Annotated in this window: 22 protein-coding genes; 11 read left to right on the plus strand and 11 right to left on the minus strand. The window is 69.2% G+C overall.

The window, feature by feature from the left end:
- The first annotated feature begins 2 nt into the window (after positions 1-2).
- The 5 genes from GPZ80_RS21025 to GPZ80_RS21045 all read left to right on the plus strand — a co-directional run bounded on the left by GPZ80_RS21025 (position 3) and on the right by GPZ80_RS21045 (position 4572).
- Positions 3-797, plus strand: a complete 795-nt coding sequence (locus tag GPZ80_RS21025; protein WP_187222620.1) for an ABC transporter ATP-binding protein — start codon at positions 3-5, stop codon at positions 795-797.
- Positions 784-1668, plus strand: a complete 885-nt coding sequence (locus GPZ80_RS21030) for an ABC transporter permease (RefSeq protein ID WP_187222622.1) — start codon at positions 784-786, stop codon at positions 1666-1668. Before GPZ80_RS21025 ends, GPZ80_RS21030 begins: the two co-directional genes overlap by 14 nt.
- Positions 1669-2412: a sirohydrochlorin chelatase gene (locus GPZ80_RS21035; protein WP_187222623.1), complete on the plus strand. Its 744-nt coding sequence runs from the start codon at positions 1669-1671 to the stop codon at positions 2410-2412.
- Between the two features lie 299 nt (positions 2413-2711).
- On the plus strand, positions 2712-3335 hold the full coding sequence (locus GPZ80_RS21040; protein WP_187222625.1) for a cyclase: 624 nt from the start codon (positions 2712-2714) through the stop codon (positions 3333-3335).
- Between the two features lie 463 nt (positions 3336-3798).
- Positions 3799-4572 (plus strand): enoyl-CoA hydratase-related protein, encoded by a 774-nt coding sequence (locus tag GPZ80_RS21045; RefSeq protein ID WP_187222628.1) that lies wholly within the window; start codon positions 3799-3801, stop codon positions 4570-4572.
- Here GPZ80_RS21045 and GPZ80_RS21050 read toward each other — a convergent pair.
- From GPZ80_RS21050 to GPZ80_RS21060, 3 genes are read right to left on the minus strand one after another with little or no spacing between them, the layout of a single operon-like run.
- A complete protein-coding gene (locus tag GPZ80_RS21050; protein WP_187222630.1) occupies positions 4563-4868 on the minus strand; it encodes a barstar family protein in 306 nt (101 codons plus the stop codon). The genes GPZ80_RS21045 and GPZ80_RS21050 overlap by 10 nt on opposite strands.
- Entirely contained in the window at positions 4865-5293 is a 429-nt protein-coding gene (locus GPZ80_RS21055) for a guanyl-specific ribonuclease (protein ID WP_187222631.1), read from the minus strand. Before GPZ80_RS21055 ends, GPZ80_RS21050 begins: the two co-directional genes overlap by 4 nt.
- Before the next feature lie 9 nt (positions 5294-5302).
- Positions 5303-5524, minus strand: coding sequence for a hypothetical protein (locus tag GPZ80_RS21060; protein ID WP_187222633.1), 222 nt, complete (start codon positions 5522-5524; stop codon positions 5303-5305).
- A 67-nt stretch (positions 5525-5591) separates the two neighbouring features.
- Between GPZ80_RS21060 and GPZ80_RS21065 the strand changes: the two genes are divergently transcribed.
- From GPZ80_RS21065 to GPZ80_RS21075, 3 genes are all read left to right on the plus strand, one after another.
- Positions 5592-6557, plus strand: a complete 966-nt coding sequence (locus GPZ80_RS21065; protein ID WP_187222634.1) for a zinc-binding dehydrogenase — start codon at positions 5592-5594, stop codon at positions 6555-6557.
- Positions 6558-6625: 68 nt separating this feature from the next.
- On the plus strand, positions 6626-7504 hold the full coding sequence (locus tag GPZ80_RS21070; protein WP_187222636.1) for an alpha/beta fold hydrolase: 879 nt from the start codon (positions 6626-6628) through the stop codon (positions 7502-7504).
- On the plus strand, positions 7504-7917 hold the full coding sequence (locus GPZ80_RS21075; RefSeq protein WP_222719628.1) for a hypothetical protein: 414 nt from the start codon (positions 7504-7506) through the stop codon (positions 7915-7917). The genes GPZ80_RS21070 and GPZ80_RS21075 overlap by 1 nt, the downstream gene beginning before the upstream one ends.
- A gap of 185 nt (positions 7918-8102) precedes the next feature.
- Here the strand turns inward: GPZ80_RS21075 and GPZ80_RS21080 are convergent, their stop codons facing one another.
- The 3 genes from GPZ80_RS21080 to GPZ80_RS21090 all read right to left on the minus strand — a co-directional run bounded on the left by GPZ80_RS21080 (position 8103) and on the right by GPZ80_RS21090 (position 11269).
- Complete coding sequence (locus tag GPZ80_RS21080; RefSeq protein WP_187222638.1) at positions 8103-9164, minus strand: alpha/beta fold hydrolase; 1062 nt, start codon at positions 9162-9164, stop codon at positions 8103-8105.
- A 118-nt stretch (positions 9165-9282) separates the two neighbouring features.
- Positions 9283-10314: an NAD(P)H-dependent flavin oxidoreductase gene (locus tag GPZ80_RS21085; protein WP_187222640.1), complete on the minus strand. Its 1032-nt coding sequence runs from the start codon at positions 10312-10314 to the stop codon at positions 9283-9285.
- Between the two features lie 22 nt (positions 10315-10336).
- Complete coding sequence (locus tag GPZ80_RS21090; RefSeq protein WP_187222642.1) at positions 10337-11269, minus strand: TIGR04222 domain-containing membrane protein; 933 nt, start codon at positions 11267-11269, stop codon at positions 10337-10339.
- An 80-nt stretch (positions 11270-11349) separates the two neighbouring features.
- Between GPZ80_RS21090 and GPZ80_RS21095 the strand changes: the two genes are divergently transcribed.
- Positions 11350-11775, plus strand: coding sequence for an HD domain-containing protein (locus GPZ80_RS21095; RefSeq protein WP_187222644.1), 426 nt, complete (start codon positions 11350-11352; stop codon positions 11773-11775).
- On the opposite strand, the gene GPZ80_RS21100 is transcribed toward GPZ80_RS21095, so the two are convergent.
- Positions 11772-12143, minus strand: coding sequence for an MmcQ/YjbR family DNA-binding protein (locus GPZ80_RS21100; protein WP_187222645.1), 372 nt, complete (start codon positions 12141-12143; stop codon positions 11772-11774). The two genes, GPZ80_RS21095 and GPZ80_RS21100, sit on opposite strands and share 4 nt — an antisense overlap.
- Positions 12144-12188: 45 nt before the next feature.
- Between GPZ80_RS21100 and GPZ80_RS21105 the strand changes: the two genes are divergently transcribed.
- A complete protein-coding gene (locus GPZ80_RS21105) occupies positions 12189-12587 on the plus strand; it encodes a DUF3224 domain-containing protein (protein WP_187222647.1) in 399 nt (132 codons plus the stop codon).
- 3 nt (positions 12588-12590) lie between these two features.
- Here GPZ80_RS21105 and lepA read toward each other — a convergent pair whose 3' ends face one another.
- The 4 genes from lepA to GPZ80_RS21125 form a co-directional block, all read right to left on the minus strand.
- The gene (lepA, locus tag GPZ80_RS21110; RefSeq protein WP_187222649.1) at positions 12591-14429 is read right to left on the minus strand and encodes a translation elongation factor 4; all 1839 of its coding nucleotides are present in this window, start codon (positions 14427-14429) and stop codon (positions 12591-12593) included.
- 50 nt (positions 14430-14479) lie between these two features.
- Positions 14480-15277, minus strand: coding sequence for a cytochrome c biogenesis CcdA family protein (locus tag GPZ80_RS21115; RefSeq protein WP_187222651.1), 798 nt, complete (start codon positions 15275-15277; stop codon positions 14480-14482).
- The gene (locus GPZ80_RS21120; RefSeq protein WP_187222653.1) at positions 15277-15843 is read right to left on the minus strand and encodes a redoxin family protein; all 567 of its coding nucleotides are present in this window, start codon (positions 15841-15843) and stop codon (positions 15277-15279) included. Before GPZ80_RS21120 ends, GPZ80_RS21115 begins: the two co-directional genes overlap by 1 nt.
- A 73-nt stretch (positions 15844-15916) precedes the next feature.
- A complete protein-coding gene (locus tag GPZ80_RS21125; protein WP_187222654.1) occupies positions 15917-16297 on the minus strand; it encodes a VOC family protein in 381 nt (126 codons plus the stop codon).
- A gap of 51 nt (positions 16298-16348) precedes the next feature.
- Between GPZ80_RS21125 and GPZ80_RS21130 the strand changes: the two genes are divergently transcribed.
- On the plus strand, positions 16349-16783 hold the full coding sequence (locus GPZ80_RS21130; RefSeq protein WP_312880479.1) for a type II toxin-antitoxin system PemK/MazF family toxin: 435 nt from the start codon (positions 16349-16351) through the stop codon (positions 16781-16783).
- The last annotated feature ends 42 nt before the right edge of the window (positions 16784-16825 follow it).

A 16825-nucleotide genomic window follows, 5' to 3' on the forward strand; every position in this document is an offset into this window, starting at 1 on the left:
CGATGACCGCGACGCTTGAGGCACCCGTGCCCACCGCTATCGACGCCGCCGTACGGCTGACCGGCGTCCGCAAGTCGTTCGGTCACGGCACTCGTGCCGTGACCGCGCTCGACGGGATCGACCTGACCGTCGCGCCCGGCGAGTTCGTCTGCCTCCTCGGGGCGTCCGGCTGCGGCAAGACGACTGTGCTCAACCTGATCGCGAAGCTGGACAAGCCGAGCGCCGGCTCGATCGAGCTGACCACCACCCGCCCGGCCGTGATGTTCCAGGAAGCGGCGCTCATGCCGTGGCTGACGGCCGCGCGCAACATCGAACTGCCGCTTCGGCTGGCGGGCGTCAAGCGCGCCGAGCGGCAGGCCAAGACGCTGGAACTGCTGGAACTGGTGCGGCTGGGCGGTGTGGGCGACAAGCGCCCGCACGAGCTGTCCGGCGGCATGCGCCAGCGCGTCGCCCTGGCCCGGGCGCTGGCGTCGGCGATCTCCGGCAACGGCGGCAAGGCCTCCTCGCTGCTGCTGATGGACGAGCCGTTCTCCGCGCTCGACGCCATCACCCGCGACGTCCTGCAGGGCGAGTTGCTGCGCGTGTGGAAGGCGACGGGCACGGCGGTCGTGTTCGTCACCCACGACGTGCGTGAGGCCGTGCGCCTCGGCCAGCGCGTGGTGCTGCTGTCGTCCAAGCCCGGCCGGGTGGTGCAGGAGTGGGACGTCGACGGGCTGTCCCAGACCGCCGAGTCCGCCCGAATCGACGAGATCAACGCCCGCCTGCGCGAGGTGATCAGTAGTCATGCCGCAGCATGAGACGAAACTGCGTGAGGACGAAGCCGCCGTCGAGGCCGGACTCGACGCGCTCGACACCCCGACCGGAACCACACGCGGTGCCGCCCGCCGCGACCTGCTGCGCCAAGTGCTGGCGCCGATCGTGGCGCTCGTCGCCATAGTCGGGTTGTGGCAGTTCCTCTGGTCTCGGGCGATCTGGCCGGAGTTCCAGCTGCCCGCTCCTCTCGCGGTGTGGGACCAGATCCAGACCCTGATCGACAGCGGCCAGGTCTGGGAGTTCCTCTGGGTCTCGGTGCACCGGGCGGTGATCGGCTTCCTGATCGCGCTGGCGGTGGCGACCCCGCTGGGTCTGCTGCTGGCCAAGGTGCGGCTCTTCCGGGCCGCTTTCGGGCCGCTGATCTCGGGTCTGCAGAGCCTGCCGTCGGTGGCGTGGGTGCCCGCGGCGGTGCTGTGGTTCGGACTCACCGACGCCACGATCTACGCCGTCGTGCTGCTCGGCGCGGTGCCGTCGATCGCCAACGGGTTGGTCGCGGGTATCGACCAGATACCACCGATCCTGCCTCGGGTCGGCAAGGTCCTCGGCGCGGGCCGGATCGACAACGCGCGCTTCATCCTGTTGCCCGCGGCCCTCCCCGGTTACCTGGCGGGGATGAAGCAGGGCTGGGCGTTCTCGTGGCGCTCGCTCATGGCCGCCGAGCTGATCGCCCAGTCGCCCCAGCTCGGATTCGGCCTCGGTCAGTATCTCCACAACGGGATGTCGTTGTCCGACATGTCGATGGTGATGGCAGGCATCGCGCTGATCTTCTTCGTCGGTGTCGGCATCGAGCTGCTGCTGTTCCGACCGCTGGAGAAGTCGGTGCTGAAGTCGCGCGGGCTGGCGGGCACGCACTAGATGACTCCCCTGATCGCCGTCGCCCACGGCAGTCGTGACCCGCGTTCGGCCGCCACGGTGGCCGAACTGCTGGACGTCGTGCGCTCACGGCGGCCGGAACTGGACGTCCACGGGGCGTTCCTGGACCTGTCTCGGCCGCTGTTGACCGACGTGTTGACGCGGCTGCACGGCGAGGGACACCGCGAGGTCGTGGTGTCCCCGCTGTTGCTGGGCCGGGCTTTCCATGCCCGGGTGGACCTGCCCGCGCTGATCGATGAGACGTGCGCGCGGCTGCCCAGGCTGTCGGTGACGGTGACCGATGTACTCGGGCCTGATGCCCGCTTGGAGGTCGCCGCGTTGCGCCGGCTCGCGGAAACCGGTGTGGCGCCTGACGATCCGACCGTGGGCGTCGTGCTCGCGGCGACCGGGTCGTCGCACGCGCCCGCCAACGCCCGGGTGCACGAGGTGGCCGACCGCTGGTCGCGCGTCATGGGCTGGTCGGGTGTCCGCACCGCTTTCGCTTCCGGCACCGAACCCGGCGTGCCCGCGGCCATGTCAGCCCTGCGCGCGCTGGGAGCTCAGCGAATCGCTGTGGCGTCGTGGTTTCTGGCGCCCGGTCTGCTGCCGGACCGCGTCGCGGCCCGGGCTCGGGGCATCGACCCGGGCGTCGTCATCGCCGCGCCCCTCGGATCCGCCGTCGAGGTGGCCGATCTGGTGTTGGACCGCTACGACGAATCGCGGCTTGCGAGCCTCCGCACGGCCTGAAACAGGTTCGGGTAATCGGGCGTAACACATATCCACCCGCCTGGCCTTAGGCCGATAGCCGTGCGCCACCTGTCGTGGGCCAGTCGAGTGGTGGCCCACGTTGTTCGTCGGCGACCGCCACCCGAGTGGCGCAACTGTCCGGCAGTGATCAAAACGCGCTGTCGTCGGATAGTTGCCGACCATGACTTTGTGTTAAACGTGAAAACTTGACCGCGAGGCTACTCGAAAGTAACTATCTCGTTGCCGCGGCTGATCCACCCCGAACCGTTGTCCCCCCAGCACATTCGAGGTGACCAGATATGAATTCGACCTTACGTCGAGCCCTTTCCATCGCAGTTCTCGCGGTGGTTCCGATCCTGGCGTTCGCACCGGTCGCGGCCGCCGTGCCGACGACAGTCAACTTCGACTGCCGAGGCGACAGCCCGGCGGGTGCGCAGTACTTCACCCTGCAGCAAGGCGCGGAGGTGACCGCCCCCGCCACCGTCGCCCCCGGCGGCGCGTTGACCATCGTGATCGACCCGGCGCCGAACACGGTTCCGGCCAAGGTCAACGGTTACACCGTCAAGCGGGTGCACACCATGGCGCTCAAGGTGCCGATTCCGGCGAACTCCACCTATGTCTCCGCCACCCTGTCCGGCGGGTCGAACGTGGGCACGACGAACATCAGTGTTTCCAACGGAATCGCGACGATCACCGCGTCCGGCCCGATCGCGGGCGGCTCCACGTTCGAACTGCCCACGGTGACGGCGAACCTCACCGCGGGGTCGTCCGGCACGATCCAGACCAAGCTCTACGGCACGAGCTACACCAACCCGGGTCTCACGTTCACCGCCGTGGTCGGCTCCTTCTTCGGCGACATGAATGTCCCGACGAAGTGCTACCCGAACCCCAACCCGGTCATCACCACCACAACGATCGGATAGCAACCCCAACCAGCGATGCCGAGCCGCCCCTGCGACGGCTCGGCACCGCTGTGTCAGGCAGTACCATTCGACGTCACGCGTCCGTCGGCCACCGCTGACGCCTGCGCAACAAAGGGCCCAGGAGAAGACGCGCCAGTGGATGGAGGCGCAGGACCAGACGCCCGCCCAGACGGCCCGCTTGGGGGCAGATCAGTGCGTTCAACGAACAGCTCGCGACTGGCGGTCCACACTCCGCAGACCAGGTACTGAGCAAGTTCAACAAGCAGATCGAGGTGCTCAGGCAAGCCGAGGCGGCTGCCCGGCCTCACCTGGCTCGACAACGGCCCAGGGCCGTTGCCTGCTGAGTGTCAAGCGGGCCCCGGCAGCAGTGACTGGACGACGATGTCTCCCGCCGACTATCCCCGCCTGACGACTAGCCTTGGCGAGATCCTGGCGTCGGCGAGGCGTGGATAGTCTGGGCGGCATGGCTGACGAGTTGGTGCACTACGAGGTTTCCCGAGGCGTCGCGCGGATCACTTTGGACTCTCCGCACAACCGCAACGCGCTGTCGCGGCAGTTGCGCGGCGAGTTGCGTGAGCACCTGTCCGCGGCGCTCGCCGACGACGCCGTGCGGGTGATCGTCCTCGACCACACCGGGCCCGTGTTCTGCGCGGGCATGGACCTCAAGGAGGCGGGCGGCGCGTCGTCCGGCGACCAGGGGGTCAACGAGTTCCCCGCGATCCTGGAGCAGATCTGGACCAGCCCGAAGCCGGTCGTCGCCAAGCTGGCCGGACCGGCCCGCGCGGGTGGCGTGGGCATCGTTGCGGCCGCCGACATCGCCATCGCGGTCTCGGACGCCACCTTCGCGTTCACCGAGGTCCGCATCGGCGTCGTGCCCGCGATCATCTCGGTGACCGTCCTGCCGCGCCTGCTCCCCCGGGCCGCGCACGAGCTGTTCCTCACCGGTGAGAGCTTCGACGCCGAGCGCGCCGTGCAGATCGGGCTGATCAACTCCGCGGTCCCCGCCGAGCGGCTCGACGCCGAGGTCGACCGCTACACCGGGATGCTCGCCCTCGGTGGCCCGCTCGCGCTGGCGGCCACCAAGGAGATGCTGCGCCGCACCCCGGCCGCGGACCTGTCCACGGACTTCGAGGAGATGCTCAAGCTGTCCGCAGGGTTCTTCGCGAGCCCGGAAGGCCAGGAGGGGATCACCGCGTTCGCGCAGAAGCGCAAGCCGAACTGGGTGCCTCAGGACTGAGGCTTGGCCAGCACGACGGAGAGGGTGCGGCCGGGATCGGTCGCACCCTCGACGGCGTCGTCGAGGACCTCGCGGATGGCGCGGTAACCGGACGGGTCGGCCTTGGCCAGGACCTCCGAGTGCGTCCAGATCAGCACGTGCTCGCCCTTGGGCAGCCACGACAGGTCCGTCAGGCAGTCGTAGAGCCCGTCGAGGTTGTGGCCGAACCAGTCGGGGAACGACAGGGTCTTGGCGATCGCGGTGTACATCGCGCGCTTGCTGCGCACCGCGGACCCGTCCAACACGTGTTCGATCATCGGGTCGGGTCCACGAGCACGAAGGACGCGTAGTGGTCGCCGGTGTAGAACAGCTCTTTCCCGTTGCCGTAGATCATGCGGCGGGCGCCGCGGTCTGGACTGCCAGGGGTGGGCACGGTGTACTCCCGGTAATAGCCGGATTTTTTGGCGGGCAACAGTTTCTCGCGGTTCTGGAACGTGGTGCCGTCGTTGCGGGGGTAGGGGAACGGCCCGTCTCGCTGGATGAGCCGCCAGGTGTCGGCGGCCTCCTTGGGCAGTTGCGACAGCGGCCGCACGTCCAGACCTGATTCCACACCAGGAACGGCCGCCGCGCCCGGCGGCGGCGCGGCGGCGTCGCCGGAGCCGACCTCCCGGATCAGCCACCCGGCGAGGACCAGCACGACGAGGCCGACAAGGGCGGCGGTGATGCGTTTTCTCGAACCCACCCGGTCAGCCTACGAATCCGTACCGGGACCCGCGCGCGACCCCAGCGGGCGTTCGTCGCGGGAGGTGCCGAAACGGGCCGACGCGTAGTCCACGACCCGGTCGATAGCCCAGGCCGCCACCACACACAGCGGCAGCAGCACAGCCATCACCAGGGCGAACTGCGCCGCGAACGGGAGCTGGATGACCCACAGCTCCACGTCGTTCCACCAGTCGGACAACCCGTCAAACACGGCTCGACAGTAGACCTTGGCCACTTCCGCGCGGCACCGGCCGCCGCCGGTGGATAAGTTGACGACCATGTTCGCCGTCTACGCCACCGCGCCCAGCCCGGATGACCCGCTAGCCGCCCTCGAGATCGGGGAACGGCCCGAGCCCGAGGTGCCCGACGGCTGGGTCGCCGTCTCGGTCAAGGCCGCCAGCCTCAACATGCACGACCTCTGGACCCTGCGCGGTGTCGGGATCAAGGCGGAGCGGTTCCCCATGATCCTGGGCTGCGACGGAGCCGGGGTGCTGGCCGACGGCACCGAGGTCGTGCTGCACTCGGTCATCGGCGACCCGGCGTGGACCGGCGACGAGACCCTGGACCCGACGCGGACGCTGCTCACCGAGAAGCACCAGGGCAGCTTCGCCGACACGGTGATCGTGCCCGCCCGCAACGCGCTGCCCAAGCCCGCCGGGCTCAGCTTCGCCGAGGCCGCCTGCATGGGGACCGCGTGGCTGACCGCCTACCGGATGCTGTTCGTGAAGTCCGGGCTGCGTCCCGGGCAGACCATGCTGGTGCAGGGCGCCTCCGGCGGGGTGTCGACGGCCCTGATCGAACTCGGCAAGGCCGCGGGCCTGCGGGTGTGGGTCACCGGGCGCACCGAGGAGAAGCGCGCGCTGGCCACCGAGCTGGGCGCGCACGCGGTGTTCGAGTCGGGCGCCCGGCTGCCCGAGAAGGTCGACGGCGTGTTCGAGACCGTCGGCAAGGCCACCTGGTCGCACTCGATGCGCGCGCTCAAGCCCGGCGGCATCATCGTCGTCTCCGGCTCCACCAGCGGCCCGGACCCGAGCGCCGACCTGCAGCGGCTGTTCTTCCTGCAACTGCGCGTGGTCGGCTCGACCATGGGCACCCGCGAGGAACTGGCCGACCTGCTGGCCTTCTGCGATACCGCGGGAATCAAGCCGCGGATCGGCGCGGAGATGCCGTTCAAGCAGGCCAGGGACGGTTTCCAGCAGATGCTCGACGGCGAGACGGCGGGGAAGATCGTCTTCACCAGCTAAAACCGGCACCACTTCGTTACCGGCGCGTATCGAGGATTTCTCGCGTTCGTCGCCTACATTCGGACGCTATGTCGGACGCCATTCGGGTGACGCGCCACACGTATGGCGGAGTGCGCACGCGGGCGCTGTCGGTCGGCTCCCGCCGCCGTGGCCCCCGCGTCGTGCTCCTCCATGGCTTCGGCGACTCCGCCGACACCTGGCGTGGCGTGCTGGCCGAGTTCGCCGCACGCGGGTTGTCGGCGGTCGCCGTCGACCAACCCGGCTTCGGCGAGGCCGACGACCTGGCGGAGGGCCCGATCCTCCCCCAACTCGACGCCTTCCTCGCCGCACTGGTCGCGTCGGAGGCCCGGTCGGGTCAGGTGGTGCTCGTCGGGAACTCGATGGGCGGCACGGCGGCGGTGCGGGCCGCACAGAACCAGGCGCTGCCGCTGGCGGGCGTCATCTCCATCGCCGCCCCCGGCTTCAGCGACTCCTGGCTGCTGCGCGCCCTGAGCGACAACGCGCTGCCGGTGCGCCTGTACTCGTGGCTGCCGGTGCCGGTCCCCGGCCTCGCGGTCCGCGCGATCGCGTCGACGGTGATCCCCCGCATTTTGTTCGCGCGACCCGGCTCGGCGTGCCCCGACGCCGTAGCCCGATTCGCCTCGCTCGTCCGCGACCACCGGTCGACGAAGGAGTTGCTCGGCCGCGGCCAAACCCTCCTGAGCGAACTCCACGACGCCTACCGGCCCCATGACATCCGTATCCCCCTGCTGGTGGTGGCCGGCAGGCGCGACCGCTTGGTCGCCGTCGAAGCAGGCAGGCGCCTGCACGGGGACGTGGAGCACAGCACTCTGCGAATCCTCGACGAGTGCGGCCACTGCCCACAGCTCGACGACCCCGCACTGACAGCCGACCTGATCGCGAACTTCACCGCCCACACCGGCCGACAGGCCCTGGTCGCGACCTGATGTCGGTGATTGACCGCCGCGAATTCCGCATGACCTGCCACGACGCCGCGCGCAAGACGGGCGGCAAGGTGATCGAGTTCCGGTTCTCCGACCGTGCGGCACCGAACTTTCACCAAGGCGTGATCGCGTATCGCGATCGCCTGATCGCGGCGGTGTGCAGTCGCGACTTGGCACTGGTCACCCTCGCCGAGCCGCGAACCATCGAGATCACCGACGGCGCGGAATCAGGCCCGCTGACATTCCTGGACGATCCTGATCTGCTGGCGGTTATGGCAGGCCGGTACCGAGTGCTCACGACAGCGGAGCTGAACCAGCCGTGCGACCCCACACTGTGGCCGAACCTCGACCCACGCGACATCAGGTACTGGAAGCCCAACACCCTCGGTGAAGCCCTCTTCAACTACTGGGACTAGGGAACTCACCACCCGAACGCGAGGGGGCGGAACCCAACGGCCTGCCTGGTTGACTCGCCCACCTCCCACCCACAAACGCAGCGGGTCGATCCACGACCATGATCAGGTGGTGGCGGCCCCAAGCACCACAAATCGCAAGGGGCAGGACCAAACAGGCTCCACCAGACCAAGACCGCCGATCGAACTCAACCGTCGTGCCGCACCTGGAATTCGTCGATCAAAGGCCACGTCCCCAGCCGAGCACCACGACCCGTCAGCACTCCAAGATGTCCACCTGGCGCGGTCTCGAACCGCACCTCAGCCGCTTCCGGCAACAACTCCGTCAGCTTCCGCACCGCTTTCACCGGTGCGATCGCGTCACCGCGACCGGCGATCACGAGCGTCGGCTGCTTGACCCGCCCGATCTCGACCCGAGTGCCGCCGAGCACGATCTCGCCGTCAGCCAAGTCGTTCGCCCGGAAGAACCGGTGGTAGATCTGCGCCACGGTCCGCCCCGGATAGGCGACCATGTTGTCCGTGAACCTATCCACCGCCTCGATCTGCGCCAGGTAATCGCGATCAGCGAGGTTCCGCGCGATGGAGATCGGTTTCATGATCTGCTTGTCCAGCCCACTGAGCTGAAACGCCTTCCGCACCAGCGGCGCCGGAATCGAGCCGAACGCCTGATAGAGCGGTGTCAGCGCATGACCGCCGGTCGCCTCGATCAGGGGGCGCAGTGGGGCCACCAACGGGATCGCCTTGAAGTCGAACGGGCTGGCGATCACCGTCAGCGACGCGATCGGGAAGGCACCCATGCGGGCCGCGGCCAACACCGACATGATGCCGCCGAGGCACCAACCGACGACGTGGACCGGCTTCCCTGTCCGCTCGTGCACCGCCCGCACAGCAGCAGGCAGAACCTCCTCGACCCAGTGCTCCAGCCCGAGACCGCGGTCGCCGAAGCCGATGCCGCCGTACTCGACTACGTACGTCGGCCGTCCCTGTGAAATCAGGTGCTCGACGACACTGCAGCCGCGGCGCAGGTCGAAGCAGTAGTCGGGGACGGCCAGCGGCGGCACCAGCAGCGTCGGCAGGCCAGCGGCCTCGACGCCATCGGGCAGGTGGTATTCGAACACCGACCGCGTCCGACCGGAGTCGACGGCGGTGCGCGGCAGCGGTCGGAAGTCGGCGAAGCCGCCGAACAGCGCCTTGTGCGCGACGTTCTCGGCGGCGGCCCGGACCGTGCCCAGAGTGGGAAGTCCAACCATGGGGAACTCCCTCGAAGAAGTGGATTACCGCCGAGGTTAGACACCGACTGTGTCCGCCGTAGACCTCTCTGTGGCCAACCGCACAACAGTCCACAGCAGATTCAGCACGGTCGCCCGGTTATTTCGCGTGCCGCTGCGCCAATCGAGTGGCCGCGTCGGTGAGTTCACGCACAAGCGTGCCGATCACCTCGGCGACCGGCGCTTCCCGCGCCAGCGGGTAGCCCTGGCCCGCCCACAGCGCCATCGCCTCCGGGTCTCGCGCCTTCGCGGCGGCGGCGCGGATCGGGCGAGTCACGTGATGGATCTCCGGGTACGCGGCAGGCACGTGCGGGCCGTACTCGGCGATGAACCGGTTGGCCATGCCGCGCGCGGACCGCCCGCTGAACGCGCGGGTGACGACGGTCTCCCGCTCCCCCGCCGCGAGCGCTTCCCGGTGCGCGGGCTGGGTTCCGGCTTCCGGGCAACGCAGGAACGCCGTGCCGAGTTGGGCCGCGACGGCGCCGGAGGCGAGCACCGCGGCGATGTCGGCGCCGCGCATGAGCCCGCCGGTGGCGATCAGCGGCAGGTCCATCTCGGCCGCGATGAGCCGCAGCAGCGGCAGCAGGTCGTAGGCCGGGGCGTCCGCGGTGAACGAGCCGCGGTGGGCACCCGCGGCCGATCCCTGCACGCACAAGGCATCCACGCCGACTGCCGCCCGTGCTTCGGCGGGTGTGGTGACCGTCGCCACGACGGTGGCGCCGACAGCTCGCAGCCGCGCGATGTCGTCGGCAATGGGCAGGCCGAAGGTGAAGGACACGCACGGGACCGCCAGCTCGACCAACAAGTCGATCTTCGCCGGGTAGTGGTCGTCATCCCAGGTCGGCTCGCCCGGTTCGACGCCGAGCCGGTTCGCCTCCCGCGACACGAGATCCCGGTAGAGGCCCAGATCGGCTGCCGACTCCGCGCCGGGCACGAACACGTTGACACCGAACGGTTTCGGCGTCAGCGCGCGGGTGGCCTCGATCTGCTCGCGCAGGGTTTCGGGGCTGAGGTAGCCGGCGGCGAGGAAGGCGAACGCCCCCACCTCCACCGCGCCCGCGACGAGCGCGGGCGTGCTGGGCCCACCGGCCATGGGGGCGATGATCACCGGCACTTCGAGGTCAGCGAACACCCCTCCGACAGTAGCCGCCGAATCAACCGCCGCAGCTGCTACCTCCGCCGCAGCTGCTGCCGCTCGAACAGCTGCTGCCACCGCCGCCACTGGAACTGTCCGAACTGCTGGAGCTGCCGCAACTGCTCCCACAGCCGCTGCCGCACCCGCCGCCGTCGCTCGAGCTGGAGGTGGAGGCGGAGGCGGAGGCCGTGTTCATGGCGAGGATCTCGTTGAGTTCCTCGTCCGGGAACGCGGTCAGGCCGTAGAGCGCGATCGGACCGAGGACGGCGAAGCCGACCATCGCGCCGGTGGCGGCCATCCGAGGCGATTGCGTCCGGTGGTAGTCCAGCGCTTCGCGGCCGCGCGCAGTGATCTTGCTCCTGGCCCGGCCCAGGATTATCCGGCAGACGATCCAGATCCCGAGCGTGATGAACAACGCGACCGTGAGGTTCTCGATCGGGCGCTCAAGCTGCAGGCCGTTGACCAGCCTGGCGAGACCGACGCCGATGATGACCAGGAACAGCCAGTGCACCCGCCGCAGCCGCGCCGCGCGGTGCATGGAGGTGATGAAGCCGCGCTGGTCGAGGGTGTCGATCATCTGCCTGCCCAGCGGGCTGTTCGCGAAGCCGAGCGGACCCAGTTTGCCCGCCTTGCGGAACCGGGCGTAGACGAAGTCCTGCACTGGATCGGCCGGGCCCGGACCACCCACAGTCCGGCTGATCTTGCCGCCGCGGCTGACCCGGACCGCGCCGCCTGCGAGCAGACCCGCCAGCGCGGTGTGCTCGACCCGCGTCGGGCCCGCGGCGAGCAGAGCCAGGTCGTACGGGCTCAGGTCACCACGGTCACCTGGCTGCGGCTGCGCCACCGACCGGGAACGGACCTTGGCCACGATGACCACGACGACAGCGAACGCGACGGCGATCCAGTAAAGCTGCATGAACTCCGGACCGGTCAGTCCCCAGGGGTCATCCACGTCGGCCTCCTCAAGCGGTGTTGTCTCCAGGACGTCCGTGATCGACGTGCGGTTCCAGCGGAGGCGGTTAGATTCTCGACATGTTCACCGTCGATGACGCCATCCGGATCGCCCGCGACGCGCACGAGGGCCAGGTCGACAAGTCCGGCCGACCCTACATCGGGCATCCCCTGCGGGTCATGAAAAACGTCAGCGGCGAGTACGAGCAGATGACCGCCGTGCTGCACGACGTCATCGAGGACACCGCGGTGACGGCCGAGGACCTCGCGGCGCAGGGATGCCCACCCGAGGTCGTGGCCGCTGTCGTCGCGATCAGCAAGGTGGCCGGGGAGGACCAGGAGACGTACCTGGCCCGGGTCGCGGCCAACCCGATCGCCCTGGCGGTCAAGTTCGCGGACATCGCCGACAACACCTCCCCCGACCGGCTCGCGAAGCTCGACGAGCACACCCAGCGCAGGCTGCGCGCCAAGTACACCGCCGCCCTGGCCTTCCTCGGCGCCCCCTAGCCGCGGGCGTCGAGTTCGGCGACCAGCCGCTTCGGCGCGACCATCCGGTACGCCTCCTCGACGATCTCGGCGATCTCGTCCCAGTGCACCTCGACGTCGACATACACGCCAAGCCAGCCACGGTGGCCCACGTACGGCGGCCGGAAGTACCGCTCCGGGTCTTCGGCGACCATCTCCTCCTGCACACCCGGCGGCGCGGCGCACCAGAAGGCGACGCGGTCGTCGTGATGGTGGGCGGCGTAGGACACGAAGACCTTCTTGTCCCGGACGAACCACGTCGGCTCACCGTGGCTGACCCGCTCGGTGGACTCCGGCATGGCCAGACACAGCTCGCGCAGCGTCGGAAGCGGATCACGCGTGTCGGTCATGGATGCCATGATGCCCTTGAGGCACGACAGTCCAAGGGGAGAAGCATGGCCGAGCATGTCAGCGGCGAGTTCGTGATCGACGAGTGGAAGGCCGAGGACCCGTACGACGACGACGGCGGGACGCACCTGGGCCACGTCACGCTGACCAAGACCTTCTCGGGCGCGCTGGTGGGCACCAGCGAGGTGCACATGATCGGCGCGCAGAACCCGGAGGCGGGCACCGGGGCGTACGTGGCGATCGAGCGCGTCCACGGCGACCTGAACGGCCGGGCGGGCAGCTTCGTGCTGCAGCACACCGCCACGGCGTCCCCCGACGAGCAGTCGGCGAAGGTGACTGTCGTCCCTGGGACGGGGACCAACGAACTCGCCGGGCTGACCGGAGAGTTCGTGATCACCCGCCACGAGGACGGCAGCCACACCTACACGTTCGACTACGAGGTCTGAGTGCTACTTCTTCTTGGTTGCCGAGTCGTCGGTTGACAAGGCGGCGACGAAGGCTTCCTGGGGGACCTCGACCCGGCCCACCATCTTCATCCGCTTCTTGCCTTCCTTCTGCTTCTCGAGCAGCTTGCGCTTACGGCTGATGTCACCGCCGTAGCATTTGGCGAGAACGTCCTTGCGGATGGCGCGGATGGTCTCGCGGGCGATCACCCGGGAGCCGATGGCGGCCTGGATGGGCACCTCGAACTGCTGGCGTGGGATCAGCTCGCGCAGCTTGGTGACCATCCGGGTGCCGTAGCCGTAGGCCGAGTCCTTGTGCACGATCGCGCTGAACGCGTCGACACCCTCGCCCTGCAGCAGGATGTCGACCTTGACCAGCTCGGAGGCCTGCTCGCCGGACTCCTCGTAGTCCAGCGAGGCGTAGCCACGCGTGCGCGACTTCAGGTTGTCGAAGAAGTCGAAGATGATCTCGCCGAGCGGCATCGTGTAGCGCAGCTCGACGCGGTCCTCGGACAGGTAGTCCATGCCGCCGAGCTGGCCGCGCTTGCCCTGGCACAGCTCCATGATCGCGCCGATGTAGTCGCTGGGCGCGATGATCGTGCACTTGGTGATCGGCTCGAAGACCTCGGCGATCTTGCCCGAGGGCCAGTCCGACGGGTTCGTCACGGTCAGCTCGGTGCCGTCGTCCTGCACGACCCGGTAGACCACGTTGGGCGCGGTCGAGATCAGGTCGAGGCCGAACTCGCGCTCAAGCCGGTCGCGGGTGATCTCCAGGTGCAGCAGGCCGAGGAAGCCGCAGCGGAAGCCGAACCCGAGCGCGGCGGAGGTCTCCGGCTCGTAGGTGAGCGCGGCGTCGTTGAGCTGCAGCTTGTCGAGGGCCTCACGCAGGTCCGGGTAGTCCGAGCCGTCGACCGGATAGAGCCCCGAGTAGACCATCGGCCGCGGTTCGCGGTAGCCGGCGAGTGCCTCGGTGGCGCCCTTGCGCTCCGACGTCACCGTGTCGCCGACTCGCGACTGGCGGACGTCCTTCACACCGGTGATGAGGTAGCCGACCTCGCCGACGCCGAGGCCCACGCTGGGCTTGGGCTCCGGGGAGATGATCCCGACTTCCAGCAGCTCGTGCGTGGCGCCGGTGGACATCATCTTGATCCGCTCGCGCGGGGTGATCTTGCCGTCGACCACGCGGATGTAGGTGACCACGCCGCGGTAGGTGTCGTAGACCGAGTCGAAGATCATCGCCCGGGCGGGCGCGTCGGCGTCGCCGACCGGCGCGGGCACCATCTTGACGACCTCGTCGAGCAGCTCCTTCACGCCGAAGCCGGTCTTCGCGGAGACCCGCAGCACGTCGTCGGGCTCGCACCCGATGATGTGCGCGATCTCGGCCGCGTACTTGTCCGGGTCCGCGGCGGGCAGGTCGATCTTGTTGAGCACCGGGATGATCGTCAGGTCGCGGTCGAGGGCCATGTAGAGGTTGGCCAGCGTCTGCGCCTCGATCCCCTGCGCCGCGTCGACCAGCAGGACCGCGCCCTCGCAGGCGTCGAGCGCGCGGGAGACCTCGTAGGTGAAGTCGACGTGGCCGGGCGTGTCGATCATGTGCAGGACATGCTCGGTGCCGTCGACGACCCACGGCAGGCGCACGTTCTGCGCCTTGATGGTGATGCCGCGTTCGCGCTCGATGTCCATCCGGTCGAGGTACTGCGCGCGCATGTCCCGGGCCTCGACGACGCCGGTGATCTGCAGCATGCGGTCGGCCAGCGTGGACTTGCCGTGGTCGATGTGCGCGATGATGCAGAAGTTCCGGATCAGTTCCGGTGTCGTGAAGGTCTTGTCAGCGAACGTAGCCACTCAGGTCCTCGCATGGTCAATGGATGCGTACATCGTCCCATGCCCCAAGGTCACGACTGATCCGGCGCTTTCCGGCGGCGCTGTGCGACGAGGGCGGCACCCACGGTGAGCACGGCCAACGCCGCCACGAGCGGCACCGGACCGAGGTCGTCGAGGACTCCGACCAGCCAACCCTGCACTTCCGAGGCCCCCTCGACCACGGGATCGGCCGGGTCGCCGTCGCCGTGGAACAGCCGCAACTCGTAGATCCCGTAGTAGCCGACGTAGAGGCCGGTGACGACGAGCAGCACGCCGCCGACCCGGTTGACGTACGGCAGCATCCGGCGCACCAGCGAGGTCATCGAGGCCGCCACGGCGAGCACCGCGACGACCAGGCCCATCCCCAGGCCGTAGGCGACGAACGGGACGACGCTGCCACCGCGAAGGGCGATACCGGCGACGGCGAGGAACGGACCGACCGCGCACGACAGCGACGCGACCGCGTACGCCACGCCGTAGCCGATCATCGAGATGATCCGTGTGCTCGGCGCGCCGCGGCTGGGTTTGGGGATCGGCAGCGGCAGGTCACGCCCGGACAGCAGCACGATGCCCGCGACGACCAGCGCGGCGCCGATCACCACGGTGACAACCGGCAGATACTGCTGCAGCGTCGCCGCGAAGGGCGCGCTGAGCAGGCCGAAGATGCCGAAGACCGCGATGAACCCGACAGTCATCAGGGCGGCGGCGGCCAGCGCCCGACCGACCTTGGCCCCGCCGACGAGCGCCAGGTAGCCCGGCAGCATCGCGAACCCGCACGGGTTGACCGTGGCCAACATGCCCGCGACGAGCGCGAGCCCCAGGTCCCCCATCAGCCCGCGAGACCCGCGACCTTGGCGGCGAGGGCGTCCTTGCTGAGCTGCTTGGTCTGCGTCTCGATGGTCCCGTCGGCGGAGATGAAGGCATACGAGGGCTGGTAGGTCACGCCGAAGCGCTTCCACAGTGCGGCCTCGGTGTCGGCGAGGTGGGTGAAGCCGCCGACTCCGCGCTTCTGGACGAAGTCGCGCATGGCCTCGAGCCGGTCCTGCGCGGCGACGCCGACAAAGGTGACCTTGCCGTCGTTCGCCTTGGCGATCTCGGCGAGTCCCGCCGCCTCACGCTGGCAGTTGGGGCACCACGGGGCCCAGAACCACAGCACGGCGGGCTTGCCCGCGAGCGAGTCGCCGCGGAAATCCTTGCCGTCGACGGTCATGGCGGTGAACTGGAGCTTCTCCGGGACGGCCGCCGTTGCGGCCGGGGCCGACGAACCCGCGGCCGGGCTCGTGGAAGCGGTCGTCGCGGCGGTCGTGCCGGGCTCGGGCTGACCGGCCGGGGCAGGCGTGCCGCCGCACCCCGCCAGCAGGAGAAGGGCGGCGAGCACCAGGGCAGGGCGGCGCATTGAAACCTCCACGTCGTCGGAACCGAATCATCGCGCACGACGGCCCGTGGAAGTCCTTACGGGTTGATGACGGTCACGGGGTGCGGGAGTCGCGCCGCATGGGGTGTTCGGGCGGGACCTGCACCAGCACGATCCGGACCCCGTCAGGGTCGGCGAGCCAGGCCTCATGCAGACCCCACGGCTCCAGCCGGGGCTCGCGGGTGAACTCGACGCCACGCTCACGCAGTTCGGCGACGGCGGCGGCGAGGTCGCGCACCTGCAGCCACAGCGCGAGGTCGGGGGACGCGGGCTCGGACCCCGTCGACGAGAGCTCCAACTGGCCGCCGCCGAGGAAGAACACCGTGCCGCCGGGGAACTCGCGGAAGATCGCCAGGCCGAGGACGTCCCGATAGAAGACCATGGACCGCTCGGGGTCACGCGGATGGATGATCACGCGGCTCGTCAGGAACTCCACACCACAAGTCCTACCGGGGATCCGGCTCGCGCGCGACTACGCTCCCGCCCCGTGCGAGCTACCTCTGATGACCCCCGACCCGCCCGCGGCGCGGTCCGGGAGGCGTCCACCGACCGTCCCGCCACCATCGACTACGCCCCGGATCTCGACGGAAACGCTGATCCGGGCGAGATCGTCTGGGCTTGGGTGCCCTATGAGGACGATCCGGAACGCGGCAAGGACCGGCCGCTGCTGGTCGTCGGCAGGCAGGGATCGGGCCTGCGCGCGCTGATGCTGTCGAGCAAAACTCCGCACGATCGCGAGCGCGACGACTGGCTTGAGGTCGGCTCCGGCACCTGGGACCGCGAGGCCCGGGTGTCGTATCTGCGGCTGGACCGGCTCTTCGAGCTGGGCGAGGACGACATCCGCCGCGAGGGCTCGATCCTCGAAGCGGACCGCTTCACCCTGGTCGCCGCCGCTTTGCGGGACCGCTACGGCTGGCGGTGACTGGACAGCTTCCCCGGAAAAGTGATATCACTTTGCTTGGCA

This window comes from Actinokineospora xionganensis, from assembly GCF_014323725.1.
GTDB lineage: Bacteria > Actinomycetota > Actinomycetes > Mycobacteriales > Pseudonocardiaceae > Actinokineospora > Actinokineospora xionganensis.